General features: G+C 71.0%; 24 protein-coding genes. 10 read left to right on the top strand and 14 right to left on the bottom strand.

Going from position 1 to position 22,894, the window contains the following annotated elements; translation table 11 throughout:
- Window positions 1-5: 5 nt before the first annotated feature.
- The 4 genes from OG509_RS26080 to OG509_RS26065 form a co-directional block, all read right to left on the bottom strand.
- Entirely contained in the window at window positions 6-1,289 is a 1,284-nt protein-coding gene (locus tag OG509_RS26080; protein WP_406184935.1) for a hypothetical protein, read from the bottom strand.
- A complete protein-coding gene (locus OG509_RS26075) occupies window positions 1,279-1,815 on the bottom strand; it encodes a DUF6114 domain-containing protein (protein WP_406184934.1) in 537 nt (178 codons plus the stop codon). Before OG509_RS26075 ends, OG509_RS26080 begins: the two co-directional genes overlap by 11 nt.
- A gap of 108 nt (window positions 1,816-1,923) precedes the next feature.
- Window positions 1,924-2,574, bottom strand: a complete 651-nt coding sequence (locus OG509_RS26070) for a DUF6230 family protein (RefSeq protein ID WP_030153823.1) — start codon at window positions 2,572-2,574, stop codon at window positions 1,924-1,926.
- Between the two features lie 563 nt (window positions 2,575-3,137).
- The gene (locus tag OG509_RS26065) at window positions 3,138-4,145 is read right to left on the bottom strand and encodes a tetratricopeptide repeat protein (protein WP_406184932.1); all 1,008 of its coding nucleotides are present in this window, start codon (window positions 4,143-4,145) and stop codon (window positions 3,138-3,140) included.
- Between the two features lie 242 nt (window positions 4,146-4,387).
- Between OG509_RS26065 and OG509_RS26060 the strand changes: the two genes are divergently transcribed.
- Window positions 4,388-5,014 (top strand): TetR/AcrR family transcriptional regulator, encoded by a 627-nt coding sequence (locus tag OG509_RS26060; RefSeq protein WP_406184930.1) that lies wholly within the window; start codon window positions 4,388-4,390, stop codon window positions 5,012-5,014.
- Between the two features lie 109 nt (window positions 5,015-5,123).
- Here the strand turns inward: OG509_RS26060 and OG509_RS26055 are convergent, their stop codons facing one another.
- The 4 genes from OG509_RS26055 to OG509_RS26040 all read right to left on the bottom strand — a co-directional run bounded on the left by OG509_RS26055 (window position 5,124) and on the right by OG509_RS26040 (window position 9,112).
- Entirely contained in the window at window positions 5,124-6,824 is a 1,701-nt protein-coding gene (locus tag OG509_RS26055) for a methylmalonyl-CoA mutase (protein WP_406184929.1), read from the bottom strand.
- 97 nt (window positions 6,825-6,921) lie between these two features.
- Complete coding sequence (locus OG509_RS26050) at window positions 6,922-7,251, bottom strand: DUF3817 domain-containing protein (RefSeq protein ID WP_385584404.1); 330 nt, start codon at window positions 7,249-7,251, stop codon at window positions 6,922-6,924.
- Between the two features lie 81 nt (window positions 7,252-7,332).
- Complete coding sequence (locus OG509_RS26045; protein ID WP_406184927.1) at window positions 7,333-7,839, bottom strand: MarR family winged helix-turn-helix transcriptional regulator; 507 nt, start codon at window positions 7,837-7,839, stop codon at window positions 7,333-7,335.
- A 43-nt stretch (window positions 7,840-7,882) separates the two neighbouring features.
- A complete protein-coding gene (locus OG509_RS26040) occupies window positions 7,883-9,112 on the bottom strand; it encodes an MFS transporter (protein WP_406184926.1) in 1,230 nt (409 codons plus the stop codon).
- 93 nt (window positions 9,113-9,205) lie between these two features.
- Between OG509_RS26040 and OG509_RS26035 the strand changes: the two genes are divergently transcribed.
- Window positions 9,206-10,204, top strand: a complete 999-nt coding sequence (locus tag OG509_RS26035) for a DUF5937 family protein (protein ID WP_406184924.1) — start codon at window positions 9,206-9,208, stop codon at window positions 10,202-10,204.
- A gap of 91 nt (window positions 10,205-10,295) precedes the next feature.
- A complete protein-coding gene (locus OG509_RS26030) occupies window positions 10,296-11,327 on the top strand; it encodes a glycoside hydrolase family 6 protein (RefSeq protein ID WP_406184923.1) in 1,032 nt (343 codons plus the stop codon).
- A gap of 38 nt (window positions 11,328-11,365) precedes the next feature.
- Here the strand turns inward: OG509_RS26030 and OG509_RS26025 are convergent, their stop codons facing one another.
- The 4 genes from OG509_RS26025 to OG509_RS26010 form a co-directional block, all read right to left on the bottom strand.
- The gene (locus OG509_RS26025; RefSeq protein ID WP_406184922.1) at window positions 11,366-13,363 is read right to left on the bottom strand and encodes a galactose oxidase-like domain-containing protein; all 1,998 of its coding nucleotides are present in this window, start codon (window positions 13,361-13,363) and stop codon (window positions 11,366-11,368) included.
- A 3-nt stretch (window positions 13,364-13,366) separates the two neighbouring features.
- A complete protein-coding gene (locus tag OG509_RS26020) occupies window positions 13,367-15,199 on the bottom strand; it encodes a glycosyltransferase family 2 protein (RefSeq protein ID WP_406184920.1) in 1,833 nt (610 codons plus the stop codon).
- Between the two features lie 148 nt (window positions 15,200-15,347).
- Window positions 15,348-15,638, bottom strand: coding sequence for an MTH1187 family thiamine-binding protein (locus OG509_RS26015; protein ID WP_053689448.1), 291 nt, complete (start codon window positions 15,636-15,638; stop codon window positions 15,348-15,350).
- The gene (locus OG509_RS26010; RefSeq protein WP_030153811.1) at window positions 15,635-15,985 is read right to left on the bottom strand and encodes a DUF3817 domain-containing protein; all 351 of its coding nucleotides are present in this window, start codon (window positions 15,983-15,985) and stop codon (window positions 15,635-15,637) included. Before OG509_RS26010 ends, OG509_RS26015 begins: the two co-directional genes overlap by 4 nt.
- Window positions 15,986-16,147: 162 nt before the next feature.
- On the opposite strand from OG509_RS26010, the gene OG509_RS26005 reads away from it, so the two are divergent.
- The 6 genes from OG509_RS26005 (at window position 16,148) to OG509_RS25980 (ending at window position 19,695) form a co-directional block, all read left to right on the top strand.
- On the top strand, window positions 16,148-16,786 hold the full coding sequence (locus OG509_RS26005) for an AIM24 family protein (RefSeq protein ID WP_078621847.1): 639 nt from the start codon (window positions 16,148-16,150) through the stop codon (window positions 16,784-16,786).
- Window positions 16,786-17,436: an AIM24 family protein gene (locus OG509_RS26000; protein ID WP_030153809.1), complete on the top strand. Its 651-nt coding sequence runs from the start codon at window positions 16,786-16,788 to the stop codon at window positions 17,434-17,436. Before OG509_RS26005 ends, OG509_RS26000 begins: the two co-directional genes overlap by 1 nt.
- Window positions 17,433-18,263 carry an AIM24 family protein gene (locus OG509_RS25995; RefSeq protein WP_385584391.1) on the top strand — a complete coding sequence of 277 codons (831 nt, stop codon included), beginning with the start codon at window positions 17,433-17,435 and terminating at the stop codon, window positions 18,261-18,263. Before OG509_RS26000 ends, OG509_RS25995 begins: the two co-directional genes overlap by 4 nt.
- Window positions 18,264-18,338: 75 nt before the next feature.
- The gene (locus tag OG509_RS25990) at window positions 18,339-18,815 is read left to right on the top strand and encodes a MarR family winged helix-turn-helix transcriptional regulator (protein ID WP_406187684.1); all 477 of its coding nucleotides are present in this window, start codon (window positions 18,339-18,341) and stop codon (window positions 18,813-18,815) included.
- Between the two features lie 129 nt (window positions 18,816-18,944).
- Window positions 18,945-19,526 carry a PepSY domain-containing protein gene (locus OG509_RS25985; protein ID WP_406184918.1) on the top strand — a complete coding sequence of 194 codons (582 nt, stop codon included), beginning with the start codon at window positions 18,945-18,947 and terminating at the stop codon, window positions 19,524-19,526.
- A gap of 94 nt (window positions 19,527-19,620) precedes the next feature.
- Window positions 19,621-19,695 carry a 50S ribosomal protein bL37 gene (locus OG509_RS25980; RefSeq protein ID WP_099895366.1) on the top strand — a complete coding sequence of 25 codons (75 nt, stop codon included), beginning with the start codon at window positions 19,621-19,623 and terminating at the stop codon, window positions 19,693-19,695.
- An 80-nt stretch (window positions 19,696-19,775) separates the two neighbouring features.
- Here OG509_RS25980 and meaB read toward each other — a convergent pair whose 3' ends face one another.
- On the bottom strand, window positions 19,776-20,735 hold the full coding sequence (gene meaB, locus OG509_RS25975; RefSeq protein WP_406184916.1) for a methylmalonyl Co-A mutase-associated GTPase MeaB: 960 nt from the start codon (window positions 20,733-20,735) through the stop codon (window positions 19,776-19,778).
- A 211-nt stretch (window positions 20,736-20,946) separates the two neighbouring features.
- Window positions 20,947-22,149, bottom strand: a complete 1,203-nt coding sequence (locus OG509_RS25970; RefSeq protein ID WP_403724410.1) for an acetyl-CoA C-acetyltransferase — start codon at window positions 22,147-22,149, stop codon at window positions 20,947-20,949.
- A gap of 136 nt (window positions 22,150-22,285) precedes the next feature.
- On the opposite strand from OG509_RS25970, the gene mce reads away from it, so the two are divergent.
- Window positions 22,286-22,714, top strand: coding sequence for a methylmalonyl-CoA epimerase (mce, locus tag OG509_RS25965; RefSeq protein ID WP_048476381.1), 429 nt, complete (start codon window positions 22,286-22,288; stop codon window positions 22,712-22,714).
- Window positions 22,715-22,894: the final 180 nt, after the last annotated feature.

Below are 22,894 nucleotides of genomic sequence, written 5' to 3'. Positions count from 1 at the left end.
CGGGTCTACTCCGGCGGGCCGACGTAGTTGTGGAGGCCCGGGACCGTGAGGGTGCCGCCGAACTGGCCGGCCTGGACGACCTTGACGTTCGAGAAGAACGCGAACGGGACGTTCAGGGGCGGCGGGCTGTTCGGGGTGAACTCGATCGGGATCAGGCCGAAGAGGTTCCCCTTGAGGCTCTCGGTGTACATCGTCACCGTGCCGCCGCGGATCTTGGAGGTGGAGCCCGGGCGGGACTTCAGGTGGGCGACGTTCCCGGACTTGCCGACCGTCTGGTAGAGGTCCTTGATGTCCAGCGAGTCCGCCGTGAACTTCAGGACCTTCTTCGTCTTGCCGCCTGCCGTTTTCACCTCGACTATGCCGTGGTAATCCAGGCCGTAGAGAGTCAGCAGCGAGCTGTCGAGGTACCAGGGCTCGTCCGGCAGGAGCGGGATCCCCGGCTCCAGTTCGGCGTCGGCCAGCGCCTTGGCGTCGTACGTCGGACAGGGGAAGGGCTGCTTCCCGTCCGCGTCCTTCGTCTCCTCGGTCTTGGACTTGTCCTCGTCGGCCGCCTTGCCCGTCTCGTCCTTCGGCGTCTTCTCGGTGTCCTTGACGTCCTTGGACAGCTCCTTGACGTCGACACCGGCCTGCTTCGCGGCGTCGCGGATCGCGTCCGCGGCCGGGTCCGGCGCCGGGGCGGGCTTCGTCGTCGGCGGCGTCGTCGTGGCGGGCTTGGTCGGCGTGGGCGTCGGGGTCGGGGTGGCCGACGGGTGCGCGCCCAGGATCGGGGTGGTGATGCCGTCGACGATGCCCTTGACCTTGTCGCCGATGCCCAGGGGGTCCAGCGGGTTCGGCGTCTTGGACGGGGACGGCGTCGCGGCCGGGGCCGAGGGAGCCGTCTGCTTGGACTGGGTGGTGGCATCCGCCGACTTGCTTGCGGACGGCTCCGGGGCTTTCGGGGTCTTCCCGGCCTTCGAGGCACCCGGCGAGGGAGTCGCGGAGGGCGACGAACTCGGCGAGGGCGACGTCGACGTCGACGGGCTCGGAGAGGCCGACTCCGCGGGTTCGTCGGACCGCGTCACACACGGACCGGGCGCGAAGGGGATCTCCTCGTCGGCGAGCGCCAGCTTCGGCGCCATGCCCATCCCGACGAAGACCGCGGTCGGCATGGCCGCCAGCGCCATCGTCTTGCCGACGGGTATCTGGATCTTGTTCAGCAGCGACTTCCGGGGCGCGGCGTGCCGCGGACCCCTTCGTTCACGGGACTCTGCGCTCGGGGCCACGTCCCGCTGCGTCTCGTCACCCCGCACTGTTCCTCCCGCCATCGGCGTGGGCAGTCGTCTCGGTCGCGTAAGCCGTTTCCGTGTCGCGGGGGCCGGGCACTCCCAGGGGGCCGTCCACGAACTCCGCCTTGGCCTGCGCCGCGCCCTCCGGCTTGCCCGGCGCCCACGACAGCGCGAGGGCTCCGCCGACCAGGGCGAACAGGAAGCCGAGGAAGAAGCCGCCCAGGTTCGACACCGGCAGGGAGACCAGGGCGAGCAGGATCGACGCCACTCCGGCGAAGACCCGGATGCCCTGCTGGAACCAGAGGGCCAGGCCGAGGGTGATGAGCAGGATGCCGATGATCAGCGATCCCGCGCCCGCGGTCGTCGCCATGGCGATGGTGACGTTGCCCAGCCGGAGGTCCGCGTACGGGAAGTACGCGATGGGAACGCCCCCGATGAGAGTGAAGAGGCCCGCCCAGAAGGGCCGGCCACCACTCCAGGCGTGGAAGCGGTGGTACACCGCGGTGAGCCATGCGTCGTCTGCGGCGCGAACCGGGGCCTGGGGGTTCATGGACAACAGCTCCCTGGAAACGGTGGTACGGAGAACTGGGGGAGCCCGGTGGGACGGGCGGCGGCCACGGGCCGCCACCCGCCTCTACCGGTCACGCCCCGGGACGGACTACTTCTCGTCCTGGTAGCACGGCTGGTCGCCGCTGAGCAGGCGCAGCTTGAGGTCGGGCAGCGTGAAGGTGCCCGCCGTCGTCGCCCAGGCCTTCTGACGCACGTTCGTCAGCACGGCCTTCTTGGCGCGCTGCGAGAACAGGGCGCCGTTCGCCACCGTGCCGGCCTGCGGCGCGGTGGGGTGCTTGTCGTCGGCCGCGGCACCGACCGCGACACCGATGTCCAGGTCGGTGAACGTGGCGTCGGTGTCGAGCTCCGCAACATCCAGGTAGATGTTGTCCGCGACCGCAGGCTTGCCCTTGTTGCCCGTGCGCAGCTGCATCGTGATGTTGCCGAGGCCGGGAATCGGGGTCACCAGCGACTGGCACATGTTGGTGATCTCGGCGTGACGGAACCCGGAGATGGTGACCGGGTGCGCCGCGTCCTTGCCGTCGAGGCCCTTGCCCTTGGCGACGCTGCCGTACTGGAGCAGGTCGTCACCGTCGAGCTTGTCGGCCGAGACCTTGAAGTCCTGGCCGGAGACGCTGAAGGAAGCCGCGAGGGCACCCTGCGCCAGACCCACACCGACCGCGGCGGTGGCCGCGATGCTCGGCACCATGACGAGCGCGAAGCGCTTCCATCTGGTCCCGCCACGAACCTGAGAACTCATTATTCGTTCCTCCTTCTCGGACGTACATCTCCGGTCCGGGCCGTACCCGTCCTGGGATGGGAGAAGTGCTACGTCCTCGGGAAGGAGCGCAGGCGGCCGAGCCGCGGCACAGCCGCGTCCGATACACCGGCGTTCACCCCCGAGCGACAACCACTGGGTCACGCGTTCGCGCAACCAGGAGGACAGGCTCCGCCGGTGCGGCGAAGACCCCCCTGTCCAGCAGCCGGCACCCCTGGCACCGGCCGGCCCGGTGGGGACCCTACGCCGCGGCTCCGGATGAGCGGCTCTGCGGGAAGGACCGAGCGTCGCCGATCGTGGTCCATTCCAGGCCGGGGCACAAGGGGGTTCGTTACTGGCGGGTAACGGCAAGATAACCGGGGATCGACCCGGCGCCATCGGGTGACGACGCTGGGTGTCACCGAAGGCCACGACAGAGTGGCGGATTTACGGATACACCGGACAGATCACGGGGTTCCACTTACTGCGAGTAACAGCAGCTGCGATTACCAAGTTTTGGTAAAGCGCAGCCGCTGTTTCCCTATCTGTCAATAAATCGTCGGCGGCTAGAACAGCACCCGCGCGAGCGCCGTACGGGCCGCCGCCACCCGGGGGTCGTCCGCCCCGATGACCTCGAACAGCTCCAGCAGCCGGACCCGTACCGCGTCCCGGTCCGCGCCGGCCGTCACCCGCACCGTGTCCACGAGGCGCCCGAAAGCGTCCTCCACGTGACCGCCGACCAGGTCCAGGTCCGCCGCGGCGATCTGGGCCGCCGGATCCTTCGGGTCCTCGGCCGCCGCCGCGCGCACCGCCTGCGGGTTCATGTCCTTGACCCGGGCGAGCAGCTCGGCCTGGGCCAGGCCCAGCCTGGCCTCGGTGTTCGCCGGGTCGTCCGCCAGTACGTTCTTGTACGCCTGCACCGCGCCGCCCAGATCACCGGCGTCCAGCGCGACGACGGCCGCTTCCAGCAGCGCGTCGTACGGGCCCGCCGGGGTCTCGTCCTCATCGGCGGCCGGGGCGCCCGCGGGGCCGCCCTCGGTGTTCGGGTCCACCTCGATGCCGATGATCCCGAACCGCTCCTCGGCGACCTGGACCAGCTGCGCGAGGGTGGCCCGGATCTCCTGCTCGGGCGCCACGCCCTGGAACAGCGGCAGCACCTGGCCCGCGACGACGGCGAACACGGCCGGGATGCCCTGGATGCCGAACTGCTGCATCAGCATCTGGTTGGAGTCGACGTCCACCTTGGCCAGCAGGAGGCGGCCGTTCGCCTCGACGGTCAGGCGCTCCAGCAGCGGGCTGAGCTGCTTGCACGGCTCGCACCACTCGGCCCAGAAGTCCAGGATGACCGGGACCTCGGCGGAGAGCTGGAGGACGTCGCGTTCGAAGCCGGCCTCGTCGACGTCGATCACGAGCGCGGACGGCGGCACGGCACCCGCGGAGGCGGGCAGGCCGCCCTGGGCGGCCTGCCGGGCCGCTTCGGCACGGGCCTGCTCGGCCTTCGCCTTGGCCTCGCCGGCCGCCTTCACAGCGGCGAGGTCGACGACGCCGCTCATGGACATGTTTCTGGGCTGCATGCGTACATCCTCCCCCGTGTGTGCGCGCCGACGAAAAAGATCGGCCGAAATGCCTTCTTGAGTACCCTCGGTGGTGCGGTGTTGGCGCCGGGTCCCCACCTGGCGCCGGTAGCTCTTCGCGTGGTCGTCGCTCTTACGCTACGAGCCGTAGCGTAACTCCCCGCGCCCCTTCGCGCCCCGTGATCTGAAGCACAGCATTTCGGGACCCGCCGCCTTGGCTACCGACGGGTATGGTCTCGGCCATGCGCAACCCCAGCTCCCCGACCGGACGCACCGGCCGCCCCCGCAGCGCCGCCGCGGACGCCGCGATCCTCGCCGCGACGCGGGACGCGCTGGTCGAGCTGGGCTGGTCGAAGCTGACGATGGGCGACGTCTCGACCCGGGCCGGGGTCGCCAAGACCACCCTCTACCGCCGCTGGGCCGGCAAGAACGAGCTGGTCGTGGACGCCGTCGCGGAGCTCTTCGACTCCCTCGAACTCCCCGACCGGGGCTCCCTCGAAGCCGATATAGAGGACGTGGTCCTCCAGTTCGCGGCGCTGCTGCGGCGGCCGGAGGCCCGTACGGCCCTGATGGCGGTCGTCGCCGAGTCCACCCGGGACGAGGCCCTGCGCGACCGGATCCGGTCGGCGATCGTGGACCGGCAGAAACGTCTCGTCGTACTGGGTCGCGAACGGGCCCAGGCCCGCGGCGAACTCCCGTACGAGGAGGACGAGAGCCTCGCCGGCCGGACCACGGACCTGATCTTCGACGTGATCGCCGGCACGGTGGTGCACCGGGCGCTGGTCAGCTCGGAACCGGTGGACGAGCTCTGGGTGTCCACCTTCACCGCCCTCCTGATGCACGGCCTCCGGGGCCCGGCCCACGCCTGACCCCCCTCAACGCCGGCCCCCTCGCGCCGGCCCCCCACACGGCGAAGGCCGGTCGCGGCGGCCCCCGGAAAGGGGACCCGCGACCGGCCTTCCACCACACGGACGGGGCTCAGAAGCCCGGCGGCTCCGTGTACGTGCCCCACTCGTCCCGCAGCACGTTGCAGATCTCCCCCAGCGTGGCCTCGGCGCGCACCGCGTCCAGCATGGCCGGGATCATGTTCGACCCGTCGCGGGCGGCGGCCAGCATCGCGTCCAGCGAGGACTTCACCTTCGCGTCGTCGCGCCGCGCCTTGCGCGCCGCCAGGTGCTCCACCTGTACGCGCTCCACCTCGTGGCTGACGCGCAGGATCTCCAGGTCCCCGGTCACCGACCCGTGGTGCACGTTGACGCCCACGACCCGCTTGTCGCCCTTCTCCAGCGAGCGCTGGTACTGGAAGGCCGACTCGGCGATCTCCCCGGTGAACCAGCCGTCCTCGATGCCGCGCAGGATGCCCGAGGTGATCGGCCCGATCGGGTGCTGCCCGTCCGGGTGGGCGCGCAGGCCGCGCTCCTTGATCTGGTCGAAGATCTTCTCGGCGTCGGCCTCGATGCGGTCGGTGAGCTGCTCCACGTACCAGGAACCGCCCAGCGGGTCGGCCACGTTGGCCACCCCGGTCTCCTCCATCAGCACCTGCTGCGTGCGCAGGGCGATCTCGGCCGCCTGCTCGCTCGGCAGCGCGAGGGTCTCGTCGAGGGCGTTGGTGTGCAGCGAGTTGGTGCCGCCGAGGACGGCCGCGAGGGCTTCGACGGCGGTGCGCACGACGTTGTTGTACGGCTGCTGCGCGGTCAGCGAGACGCCGGCCGTCTGGGTGTGGAAGCGCAGCCACATCGACTTCTCGCTCTGCGCCCCGTACACCTCCTTCATCCAGCGCGCCCAGATCCGGCGGGCGGCGCGGAACTTGGCGATCTCCTCGAAGAAGTCGAGGTGCGCGTCGAAGAAGAAGGAGAGGCCGGACGCGAAGTGGTCCACGTCCAGACCGCGGGACAGGCCCAGCTCCACGTACCCGAAGCCGTCGGCCAGGGTGTACGCGAGCTCCTGCGCGGCCGTCGCCCCGGCCTCGCGGATGTGGTAGCCGGAGACGGACAGCGGCTTGTACGCCGGGATGCCCTTCGCGCAGTACTCCATGAGGTCGCCGATGAGGCGCAGGTGCGGCTCGGGTTCGAAGAGCCACTCCTTCTGGGCGATGTACTCCTTGAAGATGTCGGTCTGGAGCGTGCCGTTGAGCACGGCCGGGTCCACGCCCTGCCGTTCGGCGGCGACCAGGTACATGCAGAAGGCGGGTACGGCCGGGCCCGAGATCGTCATCGAGGTGGTCACGTCGCCCAGCGGGATGTCCTGGAACAGGACCTCCATGTCGGCGGCGGAGTCTATGGCGACCCCGCAGTGGCCGACCTCGCCGAGCGCGCGGGGGTCGTCGGAGTCGCGCCCCATGAGGGTCGGCATGTCGAAGGCCACGGAGAGCCCGCCGCCGCCGGCGGCCAGGATCATCTTGTAGCGCTCGTTGGTCTGCTCGGCGTTGCCGAAGCCGGCGAACTGGCGGATGGTCCAGGTCCGGCCGCGGTATCCGGTGGCGTGCAGGCCTCGGGTGTACGGGTACTCCCCCGGCCAGCCGATGCGCTCGAATCCCTCGTAGGCGTCGCCGGGCCGGGGTCCGTAGACGGGATCGACGTCATCCCCGGAGAGCGTGGTGAAATCGGCCTCGCGCTTGCGGGCCTTGTCATAGCGGGCCTGCCAGCGGCGGCGGCCCTCCTCGATGGCGTCAGCGTCCATACCCATGAATTTACTAGGACGTCCTAGTAAATGTCGATGGGAAACCCCGGGGAGTATCCCCGGGGTGCCCGCGTACGAGCGACGCTCCAGGACGCCTTTAGGCGTCGGCGGTCGCCATCGCGTCGACGACCAGCGGCTCGATCTCGGCGCGGACCTTGCGCTCGACGAAGAAGGCGGCCAGCGGGATCGTGCCGGAGACCAGCACCCAGAGCAGCTTCGGGAACGGCCACCTGGCCTTGGAGCCCAGGTCGAAGGCGAACACCAGGTAGATCATGAACAGCACGCCGTGCACCTGCGAGACCGCGAGGGTCAGGTCGGCGCCGGTGTCGAAGCCGTACTTGAAAACCATGCAGGTGCAGAGGATCAACAGCATGACCGCGGTCAGATAGGCCATGACCCGGTAGCGGGTCAGCACGCTCTTCTTCATGCCGATGAGCCTAACCGTCCGATTTGCTCGATCTTGACGGGGGCCCGGCGACCGCGGTCCGCCGCTCCTCCACTACTCCTGCTACTCCTCGAAGTCCGCCGCGGCCACCCGCAGCGGGCGCAGTAGCGCGAAGATCTCCTGGCATTCCTCGGCGTCGTACGCGCGGAGCCCGAAGTCGACCGCCATCAGGTCCTTCGTCGCCGCCTCGACGACCTCACGGCCCTTTTCCGTGATGGACGCGAGCGTGCCGCGGCCGTCGTTCGGGTTCGGCCGCTTGGCCACGAGCCCGGACCGCACCAGCCGGTCCACCGTGTTCGTCACCGACGTCGGGTGGACCATCAGCCGCTCGCCGATCTTCGACATCGGCAGTTCGCCGGCCTTGGAGAAGGTGAGCAGCACCAGCGCCTCGTACCGCGCGAAGGTCAGCCCGTACGGCTTGACCACCGCGTCGACCTCGCCGAGCAGGATCTGGTGCGCGCGCATGATCGAGGTGATGGCGGCCATCGAGGGCACCGGTCCCCAGCGCCGCTGCCAGAGCTCGTCGGCGCGGGCGATGGGATCGAAGGGGAGGCTGAGCGGCTTGGACACGCACCCGACCCTACCGGGCGGTCAGTTGGCGGCGGGCCCCGTCTCATTCTTCGGTCGGCCGTCCCGACGGCCCACGGCCCGCGGCCCGCAGCTCGGCGAGGAGGAGCAGCACCACCGCCGTGCCGAGTACGGCCGCGCCCGCGACGACCACGTGCACCGGCAGGAACTCGGCGGCCAGCCCGGCCAGGGCCATTCCGACGCCCTGGAGGGTCATCAGCCCGGTGCTCAGCAGGGTCATCGCCCGGCCGCGCAGCGCGTCCGGGACGGCGTCGACGTACCACTGGTCCAGGCCGAGGGTGTACGCGTGCGCCAGGCCGGCCAGCAGCAGGGCGGCCAGTACGGCCATCACCCCGGGCCGCAACGCGTACACGAGCAGCGGCAGCAGGCCGGCGGCCGCGAGCGGGGCAACGAGCCGGGAGCGGGCCCGCGGGCCGAGCACCGAGCCGGCCCACAGTTCACCCGCGATGGTGCCGACGGGCAGCGCGCACATCATCACTCCCAGGGCGGCGGTGCCGGCGCCGATGGCGTCGGCGTACGGGACGAGCAGCGCCTCGGGGGCGATGACGAAGACGGGCGGCAGCCAGAACAGCAGGGTCAGGGCGCGCAGGCGGCGCTCGCCGAGGACGGCGCGCAGCCCGGCGAGCGGGGAGGTGCGCCCGGCGGCGGCCCGGGCCGGCCGCGCCGCCGTGCCGAAGCGCAGCAGCAGGGCCGAGCACAGGAATCCGGCGGCGGTCAGCGCGATGGCCGCGCGCGGGGCGAGGACGGTGAGCAGCAGCCCGCCGAGGCCGAAGCCGATGAGCTGGGCGCTCTGGGCCACCATCCGCATCAGGGAGCGGCCGAGGACGTAGGCGTCGCCGGGGCCGAGGATGTCGGCGAGGGAGGCGTTGCGGGTGCCCTGGAAGAGGGGGGCGACGAAGGCCATGGCGCAGCGCAGGACGAGCAGCCCGGCGACGGGGGTGCCGGGCAGGACCATGGCCGCCGCGCAGGCGGCGCAGACGAGGTCGCAGCCGACGAGGACCCGGCGGGCGGGCCGGCGGTCGGCGATCCCGGCGAGGAGGGTCCCGCCGAGGGCGTACGGGAGGAAGCCGAGGGCGAACGTGAGCGCGCTCATCAGGGGCGATCCGGTGGCGCGGAACACCAGGACGGTGAGGGCGATCTCGGCGACGACGATGCCGAGGACGGACAGCAGGTGCGCGGCGAACACGGGCCGGAACTCCCGGACCCGGAAGACGGACCGGTATCCGCCGGCGGCCTCGTTGACGGTGAGGGACATACGGCGACCCTGCGGGACTACGGTGGGCGCACGGCAGTGATTCGGTCTGTGCCGAATCACATCGCCCGGAGCTCGGAGCCCGGAGGGAGAGACATGGCGTTCCACTTCCGGTTCGGGGCCGGGGACCTGCTGCGGTGCCGGTTCTCCGTCTCGCCGCGCTGGGAGACGCAGGAGGCGGTGCGGACCCTGCTCCGGCCGGGGCGGCAGGCGTACCACTTGCCCTGGCTCCGGCAGGTGCGGGCGGCCGCCGACGGACTGGACCTGCGGCCCCTGTGGCTGCTGATGCCGCGAGCCGGCCACAACCCGGACTTCCTGGGCCCGCCGCCGGTCGGACTCTCCGTCACCTTCGAGGAGGAGCTGGCGCGGGTCCGGTCCGCGGCCGCCGATCCGCAGGCCGTACGGGAGGACCTGCGGCGCGCCCTCGTCTGCACCCCGGGCGCCGCCGAGAGCGACCTCGGGCGGCGGATGCTCGCCGACCCGGCCCGCGCCGTACGGGAGCTGGCCGACCTCTACGAGCAGGCCTGGGCCGCGCTGGTCGCCCCGCACTGGCCGCGGCTGCGGGCCCTGCTGGAGGCCGACATCCTGTTCCACTCGCGGCGGCTGGCGGCGGGCGGGCTGGAGGCGCTGTTCGACGGCCTCCACCCGGACCTGAGGTGGTCGGACGGGACGCTCACCATCGACCGCCCGACCCACCACGACCGCTCCCTGGACGGGCAGGGCCTGCTCCTCATGCCGAGCGCGTTCGTGTGGCCGGAGGTGGTCGGCGGGTACGACCCGCCCTGGCAGCCGACGCTCGTGTACCCGGCGCGGGGCATCGGCGCGCTGTGGACGTCGTCGGCGGGGCCGACCCCGCAGGCGCTGGCGCGGCTGCTGGGGCGCGGCCGGGCCGACGTACTGTGCGCGCTCGACGAGCCGGCCTCCACGACGGCGCTGGCCCACCGGCTCGGCCTCGCCCCGGCCACGGTCTCGGCGCACCTGAAGGCCCTGCACGGCGCGGGTCTGCTGATCTCGGCCAGGCACGGCCACCGGATCCTGTACGAGCGCACCCCTCTCGCCATCGCCCTGACGACGGGCGGTGCGCCCCGGACGTAGGCGTGCGCGGTGTCGCGGGGCGGGGGTCACCGACCGTCATGTCACGATATGCCGGTCGTGATTCCGTGCGTCGACCCTTCGAGGAACCCGGATGCCAGTCCGACCCCGCCCCAGAGCCCTCGCCGCCGCGCTCGGACTCGCGGTGCTGATCGCCGCGGCCCCCGGCTGCGGGAGCAAGGAGTCCGCCCCCTCGCAGGCGCCCGCAGAGGCGCCGCCCGAGGCCGCGGCGCAGGCCGCGCCCGCAGGATCCCCGTACTGGGTGGACCCGGAGAGCGACGCGGCCCGGCAGGTCGCCGCCTGGGAGGCCCAGGGCCGCAACAGCGACGCCCAGTTGCTGCGCCGGATCTCGGAACGGCCCATGGCCCTGTGGGGACCGGGCGACGACCCCGGTCCCGCGATCCGCCGGGCCGCGAAGGGCGCCAGGGCGGCGGGCCGGATCCTGGTGCTCACCGCGTACAACATCCCCTACCGCGACTGCGGCCGGCACTCGGCGGGCGGGGCCACGGGCGCCACCGCGTACCGCAACTGGATCGGAGCCTTCGCCGACGCCATCGGTGACGCCAGGGCGGTGGTGGTCCTGGAGCCGGACGCCGTCCCGCACATCGTGGACGGCTGCACCCAGGCAGCCCACCACGAGGAGCGCCTGCGGCTCCTCTCCGAGGCCGTCGTCCGGCTGAAGAAGAACCGGAACACGAGGGTCTACCTGGACGCCGGCAATCCGGCCTGGATCCCGGACCCGATGAACCTGGTCGAACCCCTCTACAAGGCCGGGCTCGACCGGGCCGACGGCTTCTCCCTCAACGTCTCCAACTTCCAGCCCGACGCGGCCGGCCGGGAGTACGGCGCCCGCATCTCCGCGGCCTCCCACGGCAAGCACTTCGTCATCGACACCAGCCGCAACGGCGACGGCCCGCTCACGGGCGGCGGCCACGAGGCCTGGTGCAATCCGCCCGGGCGCGCCCTCGGGATCGCGCCGACCGACAGGACGGGCGACCCGCTCGTCGACGCGTACCTCTGGATCAAGCGGCCCGGCGAGTCCGACGGGCCCTGCCGCGGCGGCCCGGCGGCCGGCCGGTGGTGGCCGGACTACGCGCTCGGTCTGGCCGCCCGCGCCAAGGAGTAGGCCCCGCGAGGGCTGTTCGTCCGGCGCGTCGCGAGGGGCTACCCGTCCGGCGCCTCCACCGGCTGCGGCCGCGCCTTCGGCTCCCGTACCTGGATCCACCTCGCCTCCGAAGGCGTCCCGTCCGCGTCCGTCACGAACAGCATGTACCAGCCCGGCGGCACCAGCGTCGGATCCGTGGGCACGTCCACCGTCACCGCCCCGGCCGACCGCGCCAGCCCGAGCTCGATCGAGCGCTGCTCCACGTCCGTGGTGTGCGTGACCGCGCTCGGCCGCATCAGCCTGGCCCGCCGGATCCGCTCCGGGTGCGGCGTCGTGAAGGTGGCCCGCCCGTCCCGTCCGACCTCGGCCGGCCCGGCCCCCAGGACCGGCCGCAGCGCCGGGTCCCGGTACAGGTAGGGCGGCGAGTACACCTCCAGCCGGTGCTCGAACTTGCCGAGCCGGGTGTTGTCCTTGTCCGCGAAGAGCGGGTCGGAGCCGAACGTCGCGATCCGCCCGTCGGGCAGCAGCAGCGCCTCGGAGTGGTAGTTGCGGCCCACCTCCGGATCGGCGGCGGCCACGAAGGAGTCGGTGCGCGGGTAGTAGAACTGCGCCTTGTGGACGTCGCTGGCGCCCCGGCCGCGGTAGTCGCGGGAGCCGCCGGTGGTGAACACGGAGTCGTCCGGCAGCAGCACGCTGCTCAGGTACCGGGTGCCCTGCGGCAGCCGCGCCGAGGAGCGGAAGACCGGGTTGTCCTCCTTGAGGTCCACGATCGCCGTCCGGCTCGACGACAGCTTCGACTCGCCGACCCCGCCGCCGCCCAGCACCATCACCCGCTGATCCTGGGCCGGCGGCAGCAGCACCGAGGACGAGGTCTCCAGCTGGTCGGGGTCCGCCAGCCCCGGCACCTGCGTGAACGCGTTGGTCTTCAGGTCCCACACTCCGGGCTCGCGCCCCTTCTCCGCCGGGCCGTAGCCCGCGTTGGAGCCGGTGTAGAGCAGTTTGCCGCCCTGTACGAGGAAGAGCGCGGGGTAGGTCGGGAAGTAGCGGGAGGGGCCCCGGGTCCACTTCTCCGTCTTCGGGTCGAAGAACTCGTTGTCGCCGGGGACCACGTCCCCCACGTCGTTGAGCCCGGAGACCGCGAGGACCCGCCCGTCCTGGAGCGCCACCAGGGTCGGGTACCAGCGGGCGTCCTTCATCGGGTCGACCGGGACGTACTTCTCGGCCCTCGGGTCGAACTCGTACGCCGACTTGATCCCCTGGAAGTCCTGCTTCTCGACGCTCAGCCGCTCCGCGAGCCCGTAGACGTTGTCGGCGTCCTTCCCCTTGAGGCCGAGGATCCGGTACTGCGCGGCCTCGGTCGTCAGCCCCTCGGCGCCGGCCTCGACGGCCTCGACGAAGACCCGCGCCTCCGAGGCCACCACCTTGCTCTGCCAGGGCTTCAGGTGCCCCTTGCGCCCGTACGTGATCTCGAACTCGCGCTTGGCCTTCTCCACGGTGACGTCGAACTTCGAGACGTACTCGACCCCGGACGGGGACCGGAACCGGGTGCCCTTCCTCAGCCGGACCACCTTGTCGGGGCTCTCGTTCTTGACCCGCATTCCGCCGCCCGCGCGGGTGACCTTGCCGTCGAGGACCTCGTACCGGGCGGTGCCGCCCGCCACCAGCAGCCGGCCGCTCGGCAGTTGGCTGTGGCCCGAGCAGAAGAAGTCCTCCGGTGTCGGGATCTTCTTGAAGCTGTCGTCCTTCGGGTCCCACAGGACGGTGTCGAAGGTGCCCTTGTCGAACTTCTTCTGGTTGTTGCCGGAACCGGCGATCAGCAGCACCTTGCCCGTGTGCAGCAGGGCCGCGTGCATCGCGTTGATCCGGTACTCCTCGGGGAGGCGGACCTGCCCCCACGAGCCGTACTGGATCTTGTAGGTGGACTGCCCGACCTTGTACGAGTGGTAGCGCTCCTGCGCGAAGGAGAGCGCGGCGGGCGCGTTGAGCGCGGCCAGCACCACCACGGCCCCGGTGCCCAGCACGGTGTTCTTGAACTGCTTCGACGGCCGGTAGGCCATGGGTCAGTTCCCTCCCGTCGGCGCGGCGAACACCGGCTCCGGCTCCTCGCCCGGCCCGTGGCCGTGACCGTGACCGTGACCGAGCCCGAGGGCCGGCGATCCGGCGGCCCGGGCCCGGGCGGTGGCTCCGGCCCGGCGCTCGCGCAGCAGGGTCCAGGCCCACACGGCCACCGGCGCGAGGGCGATGAGCAGGGCGAGCACCGCCCAGGTGCGCATCGCGGCCTGCGTGTGGCCCAGGCGGACCGAGGCCGCGAGGGAGAGGGCGAGGACGGCGGCCCAGCCGAGGTGGATCCGGAAGGTCGGCAGCCGGTCGGGGCTGGCGTCGCCGCCCTTGGGTGTGACGACGAACCCGCCCCGGATGCGCAGCAGGGCCGCGGCGAGCGACGCGAGGTAGACGGGCGCGCAGATCGCGGACATCGCCATGCCGGCCAGGCCGCCGGAGCCCTCGGGCTCGTGGGGGGAGATGTTGTGCCGGCGGTTCCACAGGTACAGGCCCACCTGGAGGGCGGCGGCGTCGGCGTAGAGCATGAGCCACACCTCGGACGAGACCTGCGTCCCGGAGGCGCCGAACCACAGGAACAGGACGCAGCCGAGGATTCCGAGGAGCCAGTTGACGGCGGTCATCGGGTAGTAGACGAGCATCAGGGTGTAGTTGAGGGCCCGCCCCGGGGGCATCCGGAGGAAGCCTCTCCAGTACTGCCGGAAGAGGGTCTCGTACGTCCCCCGCGACCAGCGCAGCTGCTGGGTGAAGAAGTCGGTCCACGAGGCCGGGCCCTCGCCGACCGCGAGCACGTCGGGGGTGTAGACGGAGCGCCAGAACCGCCCGGTGGCCGGATTGCGCCTGCGGTGCAGCTCGAAGCCGGTGGCCATGTCCTCGGTGAGGGAGTCGTAGAGCCCGCCCACCTGCTTGAGGGCGCTGATCCGTACGGCGTTGTTGGTGCCGACGAACATGGGGGCGCCGTAGCGGTTGCCGGCGCGCTGGATCAGCGCGTGGAAGAGGTACTGCTGGGATTCGGCGGCCTTGGTGACGGCGCCGGTGTAGTTGCCGTACACCTGCGGGCCGACGACGAAGGCGATGTCCGGGTCGCGGAAGTAGCCGAGCATCCGCTCCAGGAAGTTCGGCAGCGGGACGTGGTCGGTGTCGACGGAGGCGAAGAACTCGTAGTCGTCGCCGTGCGCGACCAGCCAGGCGTTGTAGTTGCCGTGCTTGGTCCGCTCCCGGTGGGGGCCCTTGCGGGTGTTCCATCCGGCGATGCCCTTGCGGGTGAAGTGCCGTACGCCGATCTCCGCGCACAGGGCCCGGACCTCGGGGTCGTCCCCCTCGTCCAGCAGCCATACGTCGAGCGGGCCGTCGTGCCGCAGGGCGACCGCCCCCAGGAGGGTGCCGCGCACCATGGCGAGCGGCTCTTTGCCGGGGACGTACGTGGTCAGGAAGGCGACCTTGGTGCCGGGTTGGGGCGGCACCGGTACCGGGTCGCGGGCGACCATCGTGGCGTGGGCCACCGACAGGACGTTGACCAGCATGAACAGCATGATCAGCGCGATGGAGCCGAGCATCACGGCGTCGAGGCGGATCAGCCAGCGCTCACCGCCCTCGCGGACGGTCCGGTGCGTGGGCCAGACGAGGTAGAGCAGCAGCCCGGCCGCGGCGACGGGGGCCAGGGCCATGAGGAGGACGGCGCGTATTCGGGTGCGCAGCTGCTCGCGCGACAACAGGGAGCGGTAGCCCACCCGGTAGGCGGTGTGGGTGCCGGCGGCGGTGGGGGTGCGGTCCGGCTCCGCGAACGGGCCGGCGAGGCGGCTGTGGGTCTCGTAGTCGAAGCCTTCCGGCCGCACGGCCCCTCCAGTGCTCGAAGCCCAGGGTTTGATATCACCACAAAAGGTGACAAACCCTGAGCGTGTCGAACGGGGCTCGGCCGAACGAGGGGTTCCGCACACCCGCCCCCGGACAGGGCCGTCCGGGTGGCGGGAACGAGGGGCCGGACTAGGCCAGGTGGCGCTCCACCGTTTCCACCTTGGACGTCAGCCCGTCGACCACCCCGGGGCGGATGTCGGCCTTGAGGACCAGCGACACCCGCGGCGCCCGCTCCTCCACGGCCGCCACCGCGCGCTTGACCACGTCCATCACCTCGTCCCACTCCCCCTCGATCGAGGTGAACATGGCGTCCGTGCGGTTCGGCAGCCCCGACTCCCGTACGACGCGCACCGCGTCGGCCACGTACTCGCCGACCTCTTCACCGACCCCCAGCGGGGTCACCGAGAACGCGACGATCACGCTGCGTTCGCCGCCTCGCGCCGGGCGCGGGCCGCCATGACGCTGTCGGCCTCCTCGCGCTTGAGCAGCTTGTCGCCGTAGAGGCCGCCGAAGGGCAGCAGCGCCAGCAGGAAGAACAGGGCGACCTTCTTGACCGGCCACTTCGCCTTGTTCCACACGTCCAGCAGGAAGACCGCGTAGATGACGAACAGGATCCCGTGCAGGATGCCGAGCGGCATCATCAGGTAGTCGATGTCGGAGATCCGGCTCAGCACCGATCCGAAGATCAGCAGGGCCGGGAACGACAGCGCCTCCGGTACGGAGATGAGGCGCAGCCGGTGCAGGGCGGAAGCGGTCTTGATGTCCACGATGAACCTTCGGGGTGGTGGCCGGGGGGCCGTTCCAGTGTCTCAGCCGCCCTGCCCGATCTTGAGGCGGGGCCGCTGCCCGAGGTGTGCGAGATGCCGCAGTCGCCGGATATCGGCCACCGGGCCCTGTTCGCCTTCGCCCGCTGCCGATAACGTCATCCCGTGGCTCAGTTCCGACTCCAAGGCAGCAAGGTGCTCGCCGTCGACCTGACCGGGGATGCCGTGAAAGCGAAGAACGGCTCCATGGTCGCGTACGACGGTCAGATGGCCTTCAAGAAGATGACCGGCGGCGGCGAAGGTTTGCGCGGCATGGTGACCCGTCGACTGACGGGTGAACAGATGACCGTGATGGAAGTGCAGGGGCACGGCACCTGCTTCTTCGCCGACCGCGCGAGCGAAATCAATCTGGTCAACCTGCGCGGCGAGAAGCTGTACGTGGAGTCCAGCAACCTCCTGTGCACCGACGCCGGCCTGCGCACCGGCACCACCTTCACCGGCCTGCGCGGCGGGGCGACGGGCAACGGCCTGTTCACCACCACCGTCGAGGGCTCCGGGCAGGCGGCGATCATGTCCGACGGTCCGGCGGTGGTGCTGCGCGTCAGCGGCCAGTACCCGCTCTCCGTCGACCCGGGGGCGTACATCGCGCACACCGGGAACCTCCAGCAGTCCTTCCAGTCGGGGATCAACTTCCGCACCCTGATCGGCGAGGGCTCGGGCGAGGCGTTCCAGATCCGCTTCGAGGGCGAGGGCCTGGTCTACGTGCAGCCCAGCGAGCGCAACACCATCGGGGGCGACATCTGATGCCGTTCCGCGAGATCAACTCGAAGATGGTCGAGGCCCAGGTGATCCCGGGGCAGAGGATGTTCAGCCAGCGCGGCGCGATGCTCGCGTACCGCGGCGACGTCTCCTTCACCCCGAGCCTGACGGGCGGTCAGGGCGGGGTGATGGGCATGATCGGGCGCCGCGTGGCGAACGAGCAGACGCCGCTGATGACGGTCGAGGGCAGCGGCACCGTGATGTTCGGCCACGGCGGCCACCACATCCAGGTGATCAACCTGACCGGCGAGACCCTGTACGTCGAGGCCGACCGGCTGCTCGCCTTCGACGGCACGCTCCAGCAGGGCACCATGTTCATGGGCTCGCAGGGGGGTGTCATGGGCATGGTCCGCGGTCAGGTGACCGGCCAGGGCCTGTTCACCACCACCCTCAAGGGGCACGGATCGGTCGCCGTGATGGCCCACGGCGGGGTCATCGAGCTCCCCATCACCCCGAACCGTCCGATCCACGTCGACCCGCAGGCGTACGTGGCCCACCACGGGGACGTCAGGAACAAGCTCTCCACCGCGCTCGGCTGGCGGGACATGGTGGGGCGCGGCTCGGGCGAGGCGTTCCAGCTGGAGCTGTCGGGCCAGGGAGCGGTGTACGTACAGGCCTCGGAGGAGAAGCTGTGAACTTTGGTCCGGTCATCGGCGGGCCGGGAGGCCCGACGGTCTTCGACCCGCACACCCTGCCCTCCGACGACAACGTGAACGCGTACACCTTCTGCGTGGAGCTCAAGGGGAGCCAGTGGTTCCTGCAGAAGGGCAAGATGATCGCCTATTACGGGCGGATGGAGTTCAACGGCGTCGGCAACGGCCGTTTCGACCGGCTGCTGCGCACCAGCTTCCACTCGCCGATGCACGCCGCCGACTGGGTGGTGGCCGAGGGCTCGGGCAAGATGCTGCTGGCCGACCGGGCATTCGACGTGAACTCGTACGACCTGGACAATGGGAACCTGACGATCAGGTCGGGCAACCTGCTGGCCTACCAGCCCTCGCTCGCCCTGAAGCAGTCGATCGTGCCGGGGTTCCTGACCCTGATCGGAACGGGGAAGTTCGTGGCGGCGTCCAACGGGCCGGTGGTGTTCATGGAGCCGCCGCTGCGCGTGGACCCGCAGGCGCTGGTGGGCTGGGCGGACTGCCCGTCCCCCTGCCACCACTACGACCACGGCTACATGTCGGGCGTCATCGGCGGGCTGCGCTCGCTGACGGGCATCGGCGGCAGCTCCGGCGAGGAGCACCAGTTCGAGTTCGTCGGGGCCGGGACGGTGCTGCTGCAGTCTTCGGAGATGCTGATGGCGGAGCAGGCGATCGGGGCCGTCGGCGCGGGCGCGGAGTCGGCGGGCGTGCCCGGGGCCGGGTATGGCGGCGGCCACGGGCAGCAGGGCCCGCTGGGGCAGCTGGGCGTGCCGCGCATGCCGGGACAGCTGGGTGACATCCAGCGGCGCCTCGGCCTGTGATCCCTCGACTTGATCTTTGTTGCCCCTTTTTTGTACGTAATTCAACTTCTTAGGTAGAGTTCATTCATGGAGACCATGGAGACCGAGACGGCCACACGCTGGCTGACCGAGGCCGAGCAGTGCACCTGGCGCACCCATCTGGACGTCAGCAGGCTGCTGATGCACCAGCTGGAAAAGGATCTCCAGCCCTTCGGACTCACCAACAACGACTACGAGATCCTCGTGAACCTCTCGGAGTCGGAGGGCCACCGGATGCGGATGAGCGATCTCGCGACGTCGACGCTGCAGTCCAAGAGCCGGCTGTCCCACCAGATCACCCGCATGGAGACGGCGGGCCTGGTCGTCCGGGTGAACTGCGAGTCCGACCGCCGGGGACTGTACGCCGTCCTGACCGACGAGGGCATGGAGCTCATGCGGAAGGTCGCCCCGCACCACGTGGCGTCCGTCCGCCGGCACTTCATCGACCTGCTGCCGCCGGAGGCCCTGGCGGCGCTTCGCGCCTCGCTGGAGCCGGTCGCGACGCACCTGCGGGGCCAGCGCGGCAAGGTCTGACACCGGCCGGACGGCGCCCTTCTCCGGGGTGCCATCCGGGGTGGCGGCCCGGAGAATGAGGGGTAACGCTCGCTCGCCGGCCGCCCGCCGAGCAACCGTAAGCGCATGGCCGGCCAGAGGAGGTCAGCCATGCACCGCAAGCACAAGGCGTACGTCTGCACGGCCGCGGCCGTGGTCCTGCTGGCCGGGGGCCCGGCGGCGGCCGCCGCCGCACACACGGCCGACGCGGCGAGAACCGCCCCCGCGGCCGCCCCGGCCCGCGCCGACGTGGACGCCGCGGCGGCGGTCGCCGCGGCGCTGAAGAAGTACCCCGGTGTCGTGGAGTCCCTCGACAAGGACGGCGCCGTCTGGCACGTCGACGTCATCGCCAAGAACGGCAAGCACGCGGAACTGACGGTCGACACCCGCAGCGGCAAGGTGTTCACCGAAAACGCCGACAACACGGACGACAACAGCGACGACGGCGGGAACAAGGCGGTGGTCGCCGCGAAGGTCACCGCCCAGCAGGCGATGAAGGCGGCCGTCGCCGCCCATGCCGGCCAGGTCACGTCCGTGGAATGGGACGACGATGACGACAACGGCTCCCGCTACTGGAACGTCGAGATCAAGTCCGGCGACAAGACCACCAACGTCCACGTCGACGCCACGTCGGGCAAGGCGACGGTGTCCGGATCGGACTCCGACGGCGACGGCAACGACGACAACAACTGACACGCGCCGGTCCGCGGGTTCCCGTGCGGACCGGATCGGGCGCCCCTAGACTGGCGAACGCCCGGATTACCCCGATCTTCGAGGGAGTGGCGTCATGGCCAAGCGCGGCAACAAGAAGCGAGCACGCAAGAAGAAGAAGGCGAACCACGGCAAGCGTCCCAACGCCTGACCGGTCCGTCCGCAGACGTACGAGAGCCGCGCCCCGCAAGAACGGGGCGCGGCTCTCGCGTGCGTACGCCGTACGGCCGCTCAGGCCTCCGTCAGCGTCGCCAGCAGGGTGTCCGCGGCCGCGTACGGGTCCAGCTCGCCGGCCGCGACCCGGGCCGCGAGGGCGTCGAGGTGCGCGTCCCCGCGCACGTCCGCCATCCGGGCCCGCAGGGCCGTCACCGCGATGGTCTCCACCTCGCGCGCGGCCCGGGCCGTACGCCGCTCGGCCAGCACCCCGCGCTCGTCCATCCACGCCCGGTGCTTCTCCAGGGCCTCGACCAGCTCGTCGATGCCCGTGCCCCGGGCCGCCACCGTCTTGACGATCGGCGGCCGCCAGTCGCCCTTGCCCCGGGACTCGCCCAGGCTCAGCATGTGGTTCAGCTCCCGGGCGGTGGCGTCCGCGCCGTCCCGGTCGGCCTTGTTCACCACGTAGACGTCGCCGATCTCCAGGATGCCCGCCTTCGCGGCCTGGATCCCGTCTCCCATCCCGGGGGCCAGCAGCACCACCGAGGTGTCGGCCTGCGCCGCGATCTCCACCTCCGACTGCCCCACCCCGACCGTCTCGACCAGGATCACCTCGCAGCCGGCCGCGTCCAGCACCCGGATCGCCTGCGGGGCGGCCCAGGCGAGACCGCCCAGGTGGCCGCGGGTGGCCATGGAGCGGATGTAGACCCCCGGGTCGGAGGCGTGGTCCGACATCCGGACCCGGTCGCCCAGCAGCGCACCGCCGGAGAACGGCGAGGACGGGTCGACGGCCAGGACGCCGACCCGCTTGCCCGCCTTGCGGTACGCGGAGACCAGCGCCGAGGTGGACGTGGACTTGCCCACGCCCGGGGAGCCGGTCAGGCCCACCACGTACGCCCCGCCCGTCAGCGGGGCCAGGGCCGCCATCACCTCGCGCAGCTGCGGGGACGCCCCCTCGACCAGCGAGATCAGCCGGGCCACCGCTCTGGGCCTGCCCTCACGCGCCTGGGCCACCAGCTGGGGGACGTCCACCGTCATACGTGCTGCGCTCCTCGGTTCGGCTAGGGACTGTCGTCAAAGTAGCGTCGGGCCGCCCGAAGGGCGGTGGTCGGCGGGGTCTGGTGCGTGCGATCGCAAGGCGGAGGAGGGAATCGACGCGGAGCGTCGGTGACCGACGACAACGCGGCGAGCGTGCGTGCCAGACCCCGCCGACCAGACGGGATTTTGACGACACGACCTAGGGGAAGGGTTACTTCTTCGGGACCCGGACGATCAGGGCGTCGCCCTGGCCGCCGCCGCCGCACAGCGCGGCCGCGCCGGTCCCGCCGCCCCGGCGCGCCAGCTCCAGGGCCAGGTGCAGCACCACGCGGGCGCCGGACATGCCGATCGGGTGGCCCAGGGCAATGGCGCCACCGTTGACGTTCACCCTTTCCGGGGTCACGCCGAGGTCCTTCATTGACTGCACGGCGACCGCCGCGAAGGCCTCGTTGATCTCGATGAGGTCCAGGTCGGAGACCTGAAGGCCCTCCTTCTTCAGGGCGTGCAGGATCGCGTTCGACGGCTGCGACTGCAGCGAGTTGTCGGGACCGGCCACGTTTCCGTGGGCGCCGATCTCGGCGATCCACTCCAGACCCAGCTCCTCCGCCTTCGCCTTGCTCATCACGACGACGGCGGCGGCGCCGTCGGAGATCTGCGAGGAGGTGCCGGCCGTGATCGTGCCGTCCTTGGCGAAGGCGGGACGCAGCTTGCCGAGGGACTCGGCCGTGGTCTCCGGGCGGATGCCCTCGTCCTGGGAGAAGACGACCGGCTCGCCCTTGCGCTGCGGGATCTCGACCGGGGTGATCTCGGCCTCGAAGACGCCGTTCTTCTGCGCGGCGGCGGCCCGCTGGTGCGAGGCGGCGGCGAACTCGTCCTGCGGGGCGCGCTCGATGCCCAGGCGGGTGTTGTGCTTCTCGGTGGACTCGCCCATCGCGATGTGCTCGAAGGCGTCGGTGAGGCCGTCGTAGGCCATCGCGTCCAGCATCTCGATCGCGCCGTACTTGAAGCCCTCTCGAGACTTCGGCAGCAGGTGCGGGGCGTTGGTCATGGACTCCTGGCCGCCCGCGACCACGATGTCGAACTCGCCCGCACGGATGAGCTGGTCGGCCAGAGCGATCGCGTCGAGGCCGGAGAGGCACACCTTGTTGATCGTGAGCGCCGGGACGTTCATGGGGATGCCGCCCTTGACCGCCGCCTGGCGGGCGGGGATCTGCCCCGCGCCGGCCTGCAGCACCTGGCCCATGATCACGTATTGCACCTGGTCACCGGCGATGCCGGCCCGCTCCAGCGCGGACTTGATGGCGAACCCGCCGAGGTCGGCGCCCGAGAAGGACTTCAGCGAGCCGAGCAGCCGCCCCATGGGGGTGCGGGCCCCGGCGACGATCACTGACGTGGTGTTGTTCGTTCCGGACATGGAGCACAGCCCCTTGAAGATGAGGGTGAACGAGGGTTTACATGAATGTACTGAGCGGTACCCGCGCCGTCACCGGGCAGTCGGTGTGATCGCTGGCACGTTGCGTGACGGCCCTCCGCAGCGGTGCACTGGTCCCATGCTGACAAGAATCGACCACATCGGGATCGCCTGCTTCGACCTGGACAAGACTGTCGAGTTCTACCGTGCCACGTACGGCTTCGAGGTGTTCCACACCGAGGTGAACGAGGAGCAGGGCGTCCGCGAGGCCATGCTCAAGATCAACGAGACCTCCGACGGCGGCGCCTCCTACCTCCAGCTCCTCGAACCCACCCGCGAGGACTCCGCGGTGGGCAAGTGGCTGGCCAAGAACGGCGAGGGCGTGCACCACATCGCCTTCGGCACCGAAGATGTTCTGGGCGACTCCGAAGCCATCCGCGGCAAGGGCGTCCGGGTCCTCTACGACCAGCCCCGCACGGGCTCGATGGGCTCCTCGATCACCTTCCTGCACCCCAAGGACTGCCACGGAGTCCTCACCGAACTGGTCACCTCGAACCCCGACCACTGACGGACCACTGATGGCCCGATTCCCCGGCCGGTAGAGTGGCCATGGCTCGGCCGGGGTTCGGTGCGGAGACGGGGTCGGGGCCCGAACCCCTGCCCCGGCATCTGACACCATTCCCCCGGGGGCGTCGTTCAGCGGGCGAGCGATGCTCAATTGGGAGTGAGCTTGCGACCAGGGGACGGA

This window comes from Streptomyces sp. NBC_01006, assembly GCF_045162725.1.
GTDB lineage: Bacteria > Actinomycetota > Actinomycetes > Streptomycetales > Streptomycetaceae > Streptomyces.
The sequence above is the reverse complement of the archived record's forward strand: the minus strand, read 5'-3'. Positions and strand labels throughout refer to the sequence as shown.

Excerpts from the sequence above, each read along its gene's own strand:
- OG509_RS25990 (WP_406187684.1), top strand. The coding sequence starts at position 18,339 with ATGGAGACCGAGACGGCCACACGCTGGCTGACCGAGGCCGAGCAGTGC.
- OG509_RS26075 (WP_406184934.1), bottom strand. The coding sequence starts at position 1,815 with ATGAACCCCCAGGCCCCGGTTCGCGCCGCAGACGACGCATGGCTCACC.
- OG509_RS26030 (WP_406184923.1), top strand. The coding sequence starts at position 10,296 with ATGCCAGTCCGACCCCGCCCCAGAGCCCTCGCCGCCGCGCTCGGACTC.
- OG509_RS26025 (WP_406184922.1), bottom strand. The coding sequence starts at position 13,363 with ATGGCCTACCGGCCGTCGAAGCAGTTCAAGAACACCGTGCTGGGCACC.
- mce (WP_048476381.1), top strand. The coding sequence starts at position 22,286 with ATGCTGACAAGAATCGACCACATCGGGATCGCCTGCTTCGACCTGGAC.
- meaB (WP_406184916.1), bottom strand. The coding sequence starts at position 20,735 with ATGACGGTGGACGTCCCCCAGCTGGTGGCCCAGGCGCGTGAGGGCAGG.
- OG509_RS25985 (WP_406184918.1), top strand. The coding sequence starts at position 18,945 with ATGCACCGCAAGCACAAGGCGTACGTCTGCACGGCCGCGGCCGTGGTC.
- OG509_RS26070 (WP_030153823.1), bottom strand. The coding sequence starts at position 2,574 with ATGAGTTCTCAGGTTCGTGGCGGGACCAGATGGAAGCGCTTCGCGCTC.
- OG509_RS26040 (WP_406184926.1), bottom strand. The coding sequence starts at position 9,112 with ATGTCCCTCACCGTCAACGAGGCCGCCGGCGGATACCGGTCCGTCTTC.
- OG509_RS26055 (WP_406184929.1), bottom strand. The coding sequence starts at position 6,824 with ATGGACGCTGACGCCATCGAGGAGGGCCGCCGCCGCTGGCAGGCCCGC.
- OG509_RS26065 (WP_406184932.1), bottom strand. The coding sequence starts at position 4,145 with ATGCAGCCCAGAAACATGTCCATGAGCGGCGTCGTCGACCTCGCCGCT.
- OG509_RS26060 (WP_406184930.1), top strand. The coding sequence starts at position 4,388 with ATGCGCAACCCCAGCTCCCCGACCGGACGCACCGGCCGCCCCCGCAGC.
- OG509_RS26000 (WP_030153809.1), top strand. The coding sequence starts at position 16,786 with ATGCCGTTCCGCGAGATCAACTCGAAGATGGTCGAGGCCCAGGTGATC.
- OG509_RS26050 (WP_385584404.1), bottom strand. The coding sequence starts at position 7,251 with ATGAAGAAGAGCGTGCTGACCCGCTACCGGGTCATGGCCTATCTGACC.
- OG509_RS25970 (WP_403724410.1), bottom strand. The coding sequence starts at position 22,149 with ATGTCCGGAACGAACAACACCACGTCAGTGATCGTCGCCGGGGCCCGC.
- OG509_RS26035 (WP_406184924.1), top strand. The coding sequence starts at position 9,206 with ATGGCGTTCCACTTCCGGTTCGGGGCCGGGGACCTGCTGCGGTGCCGG.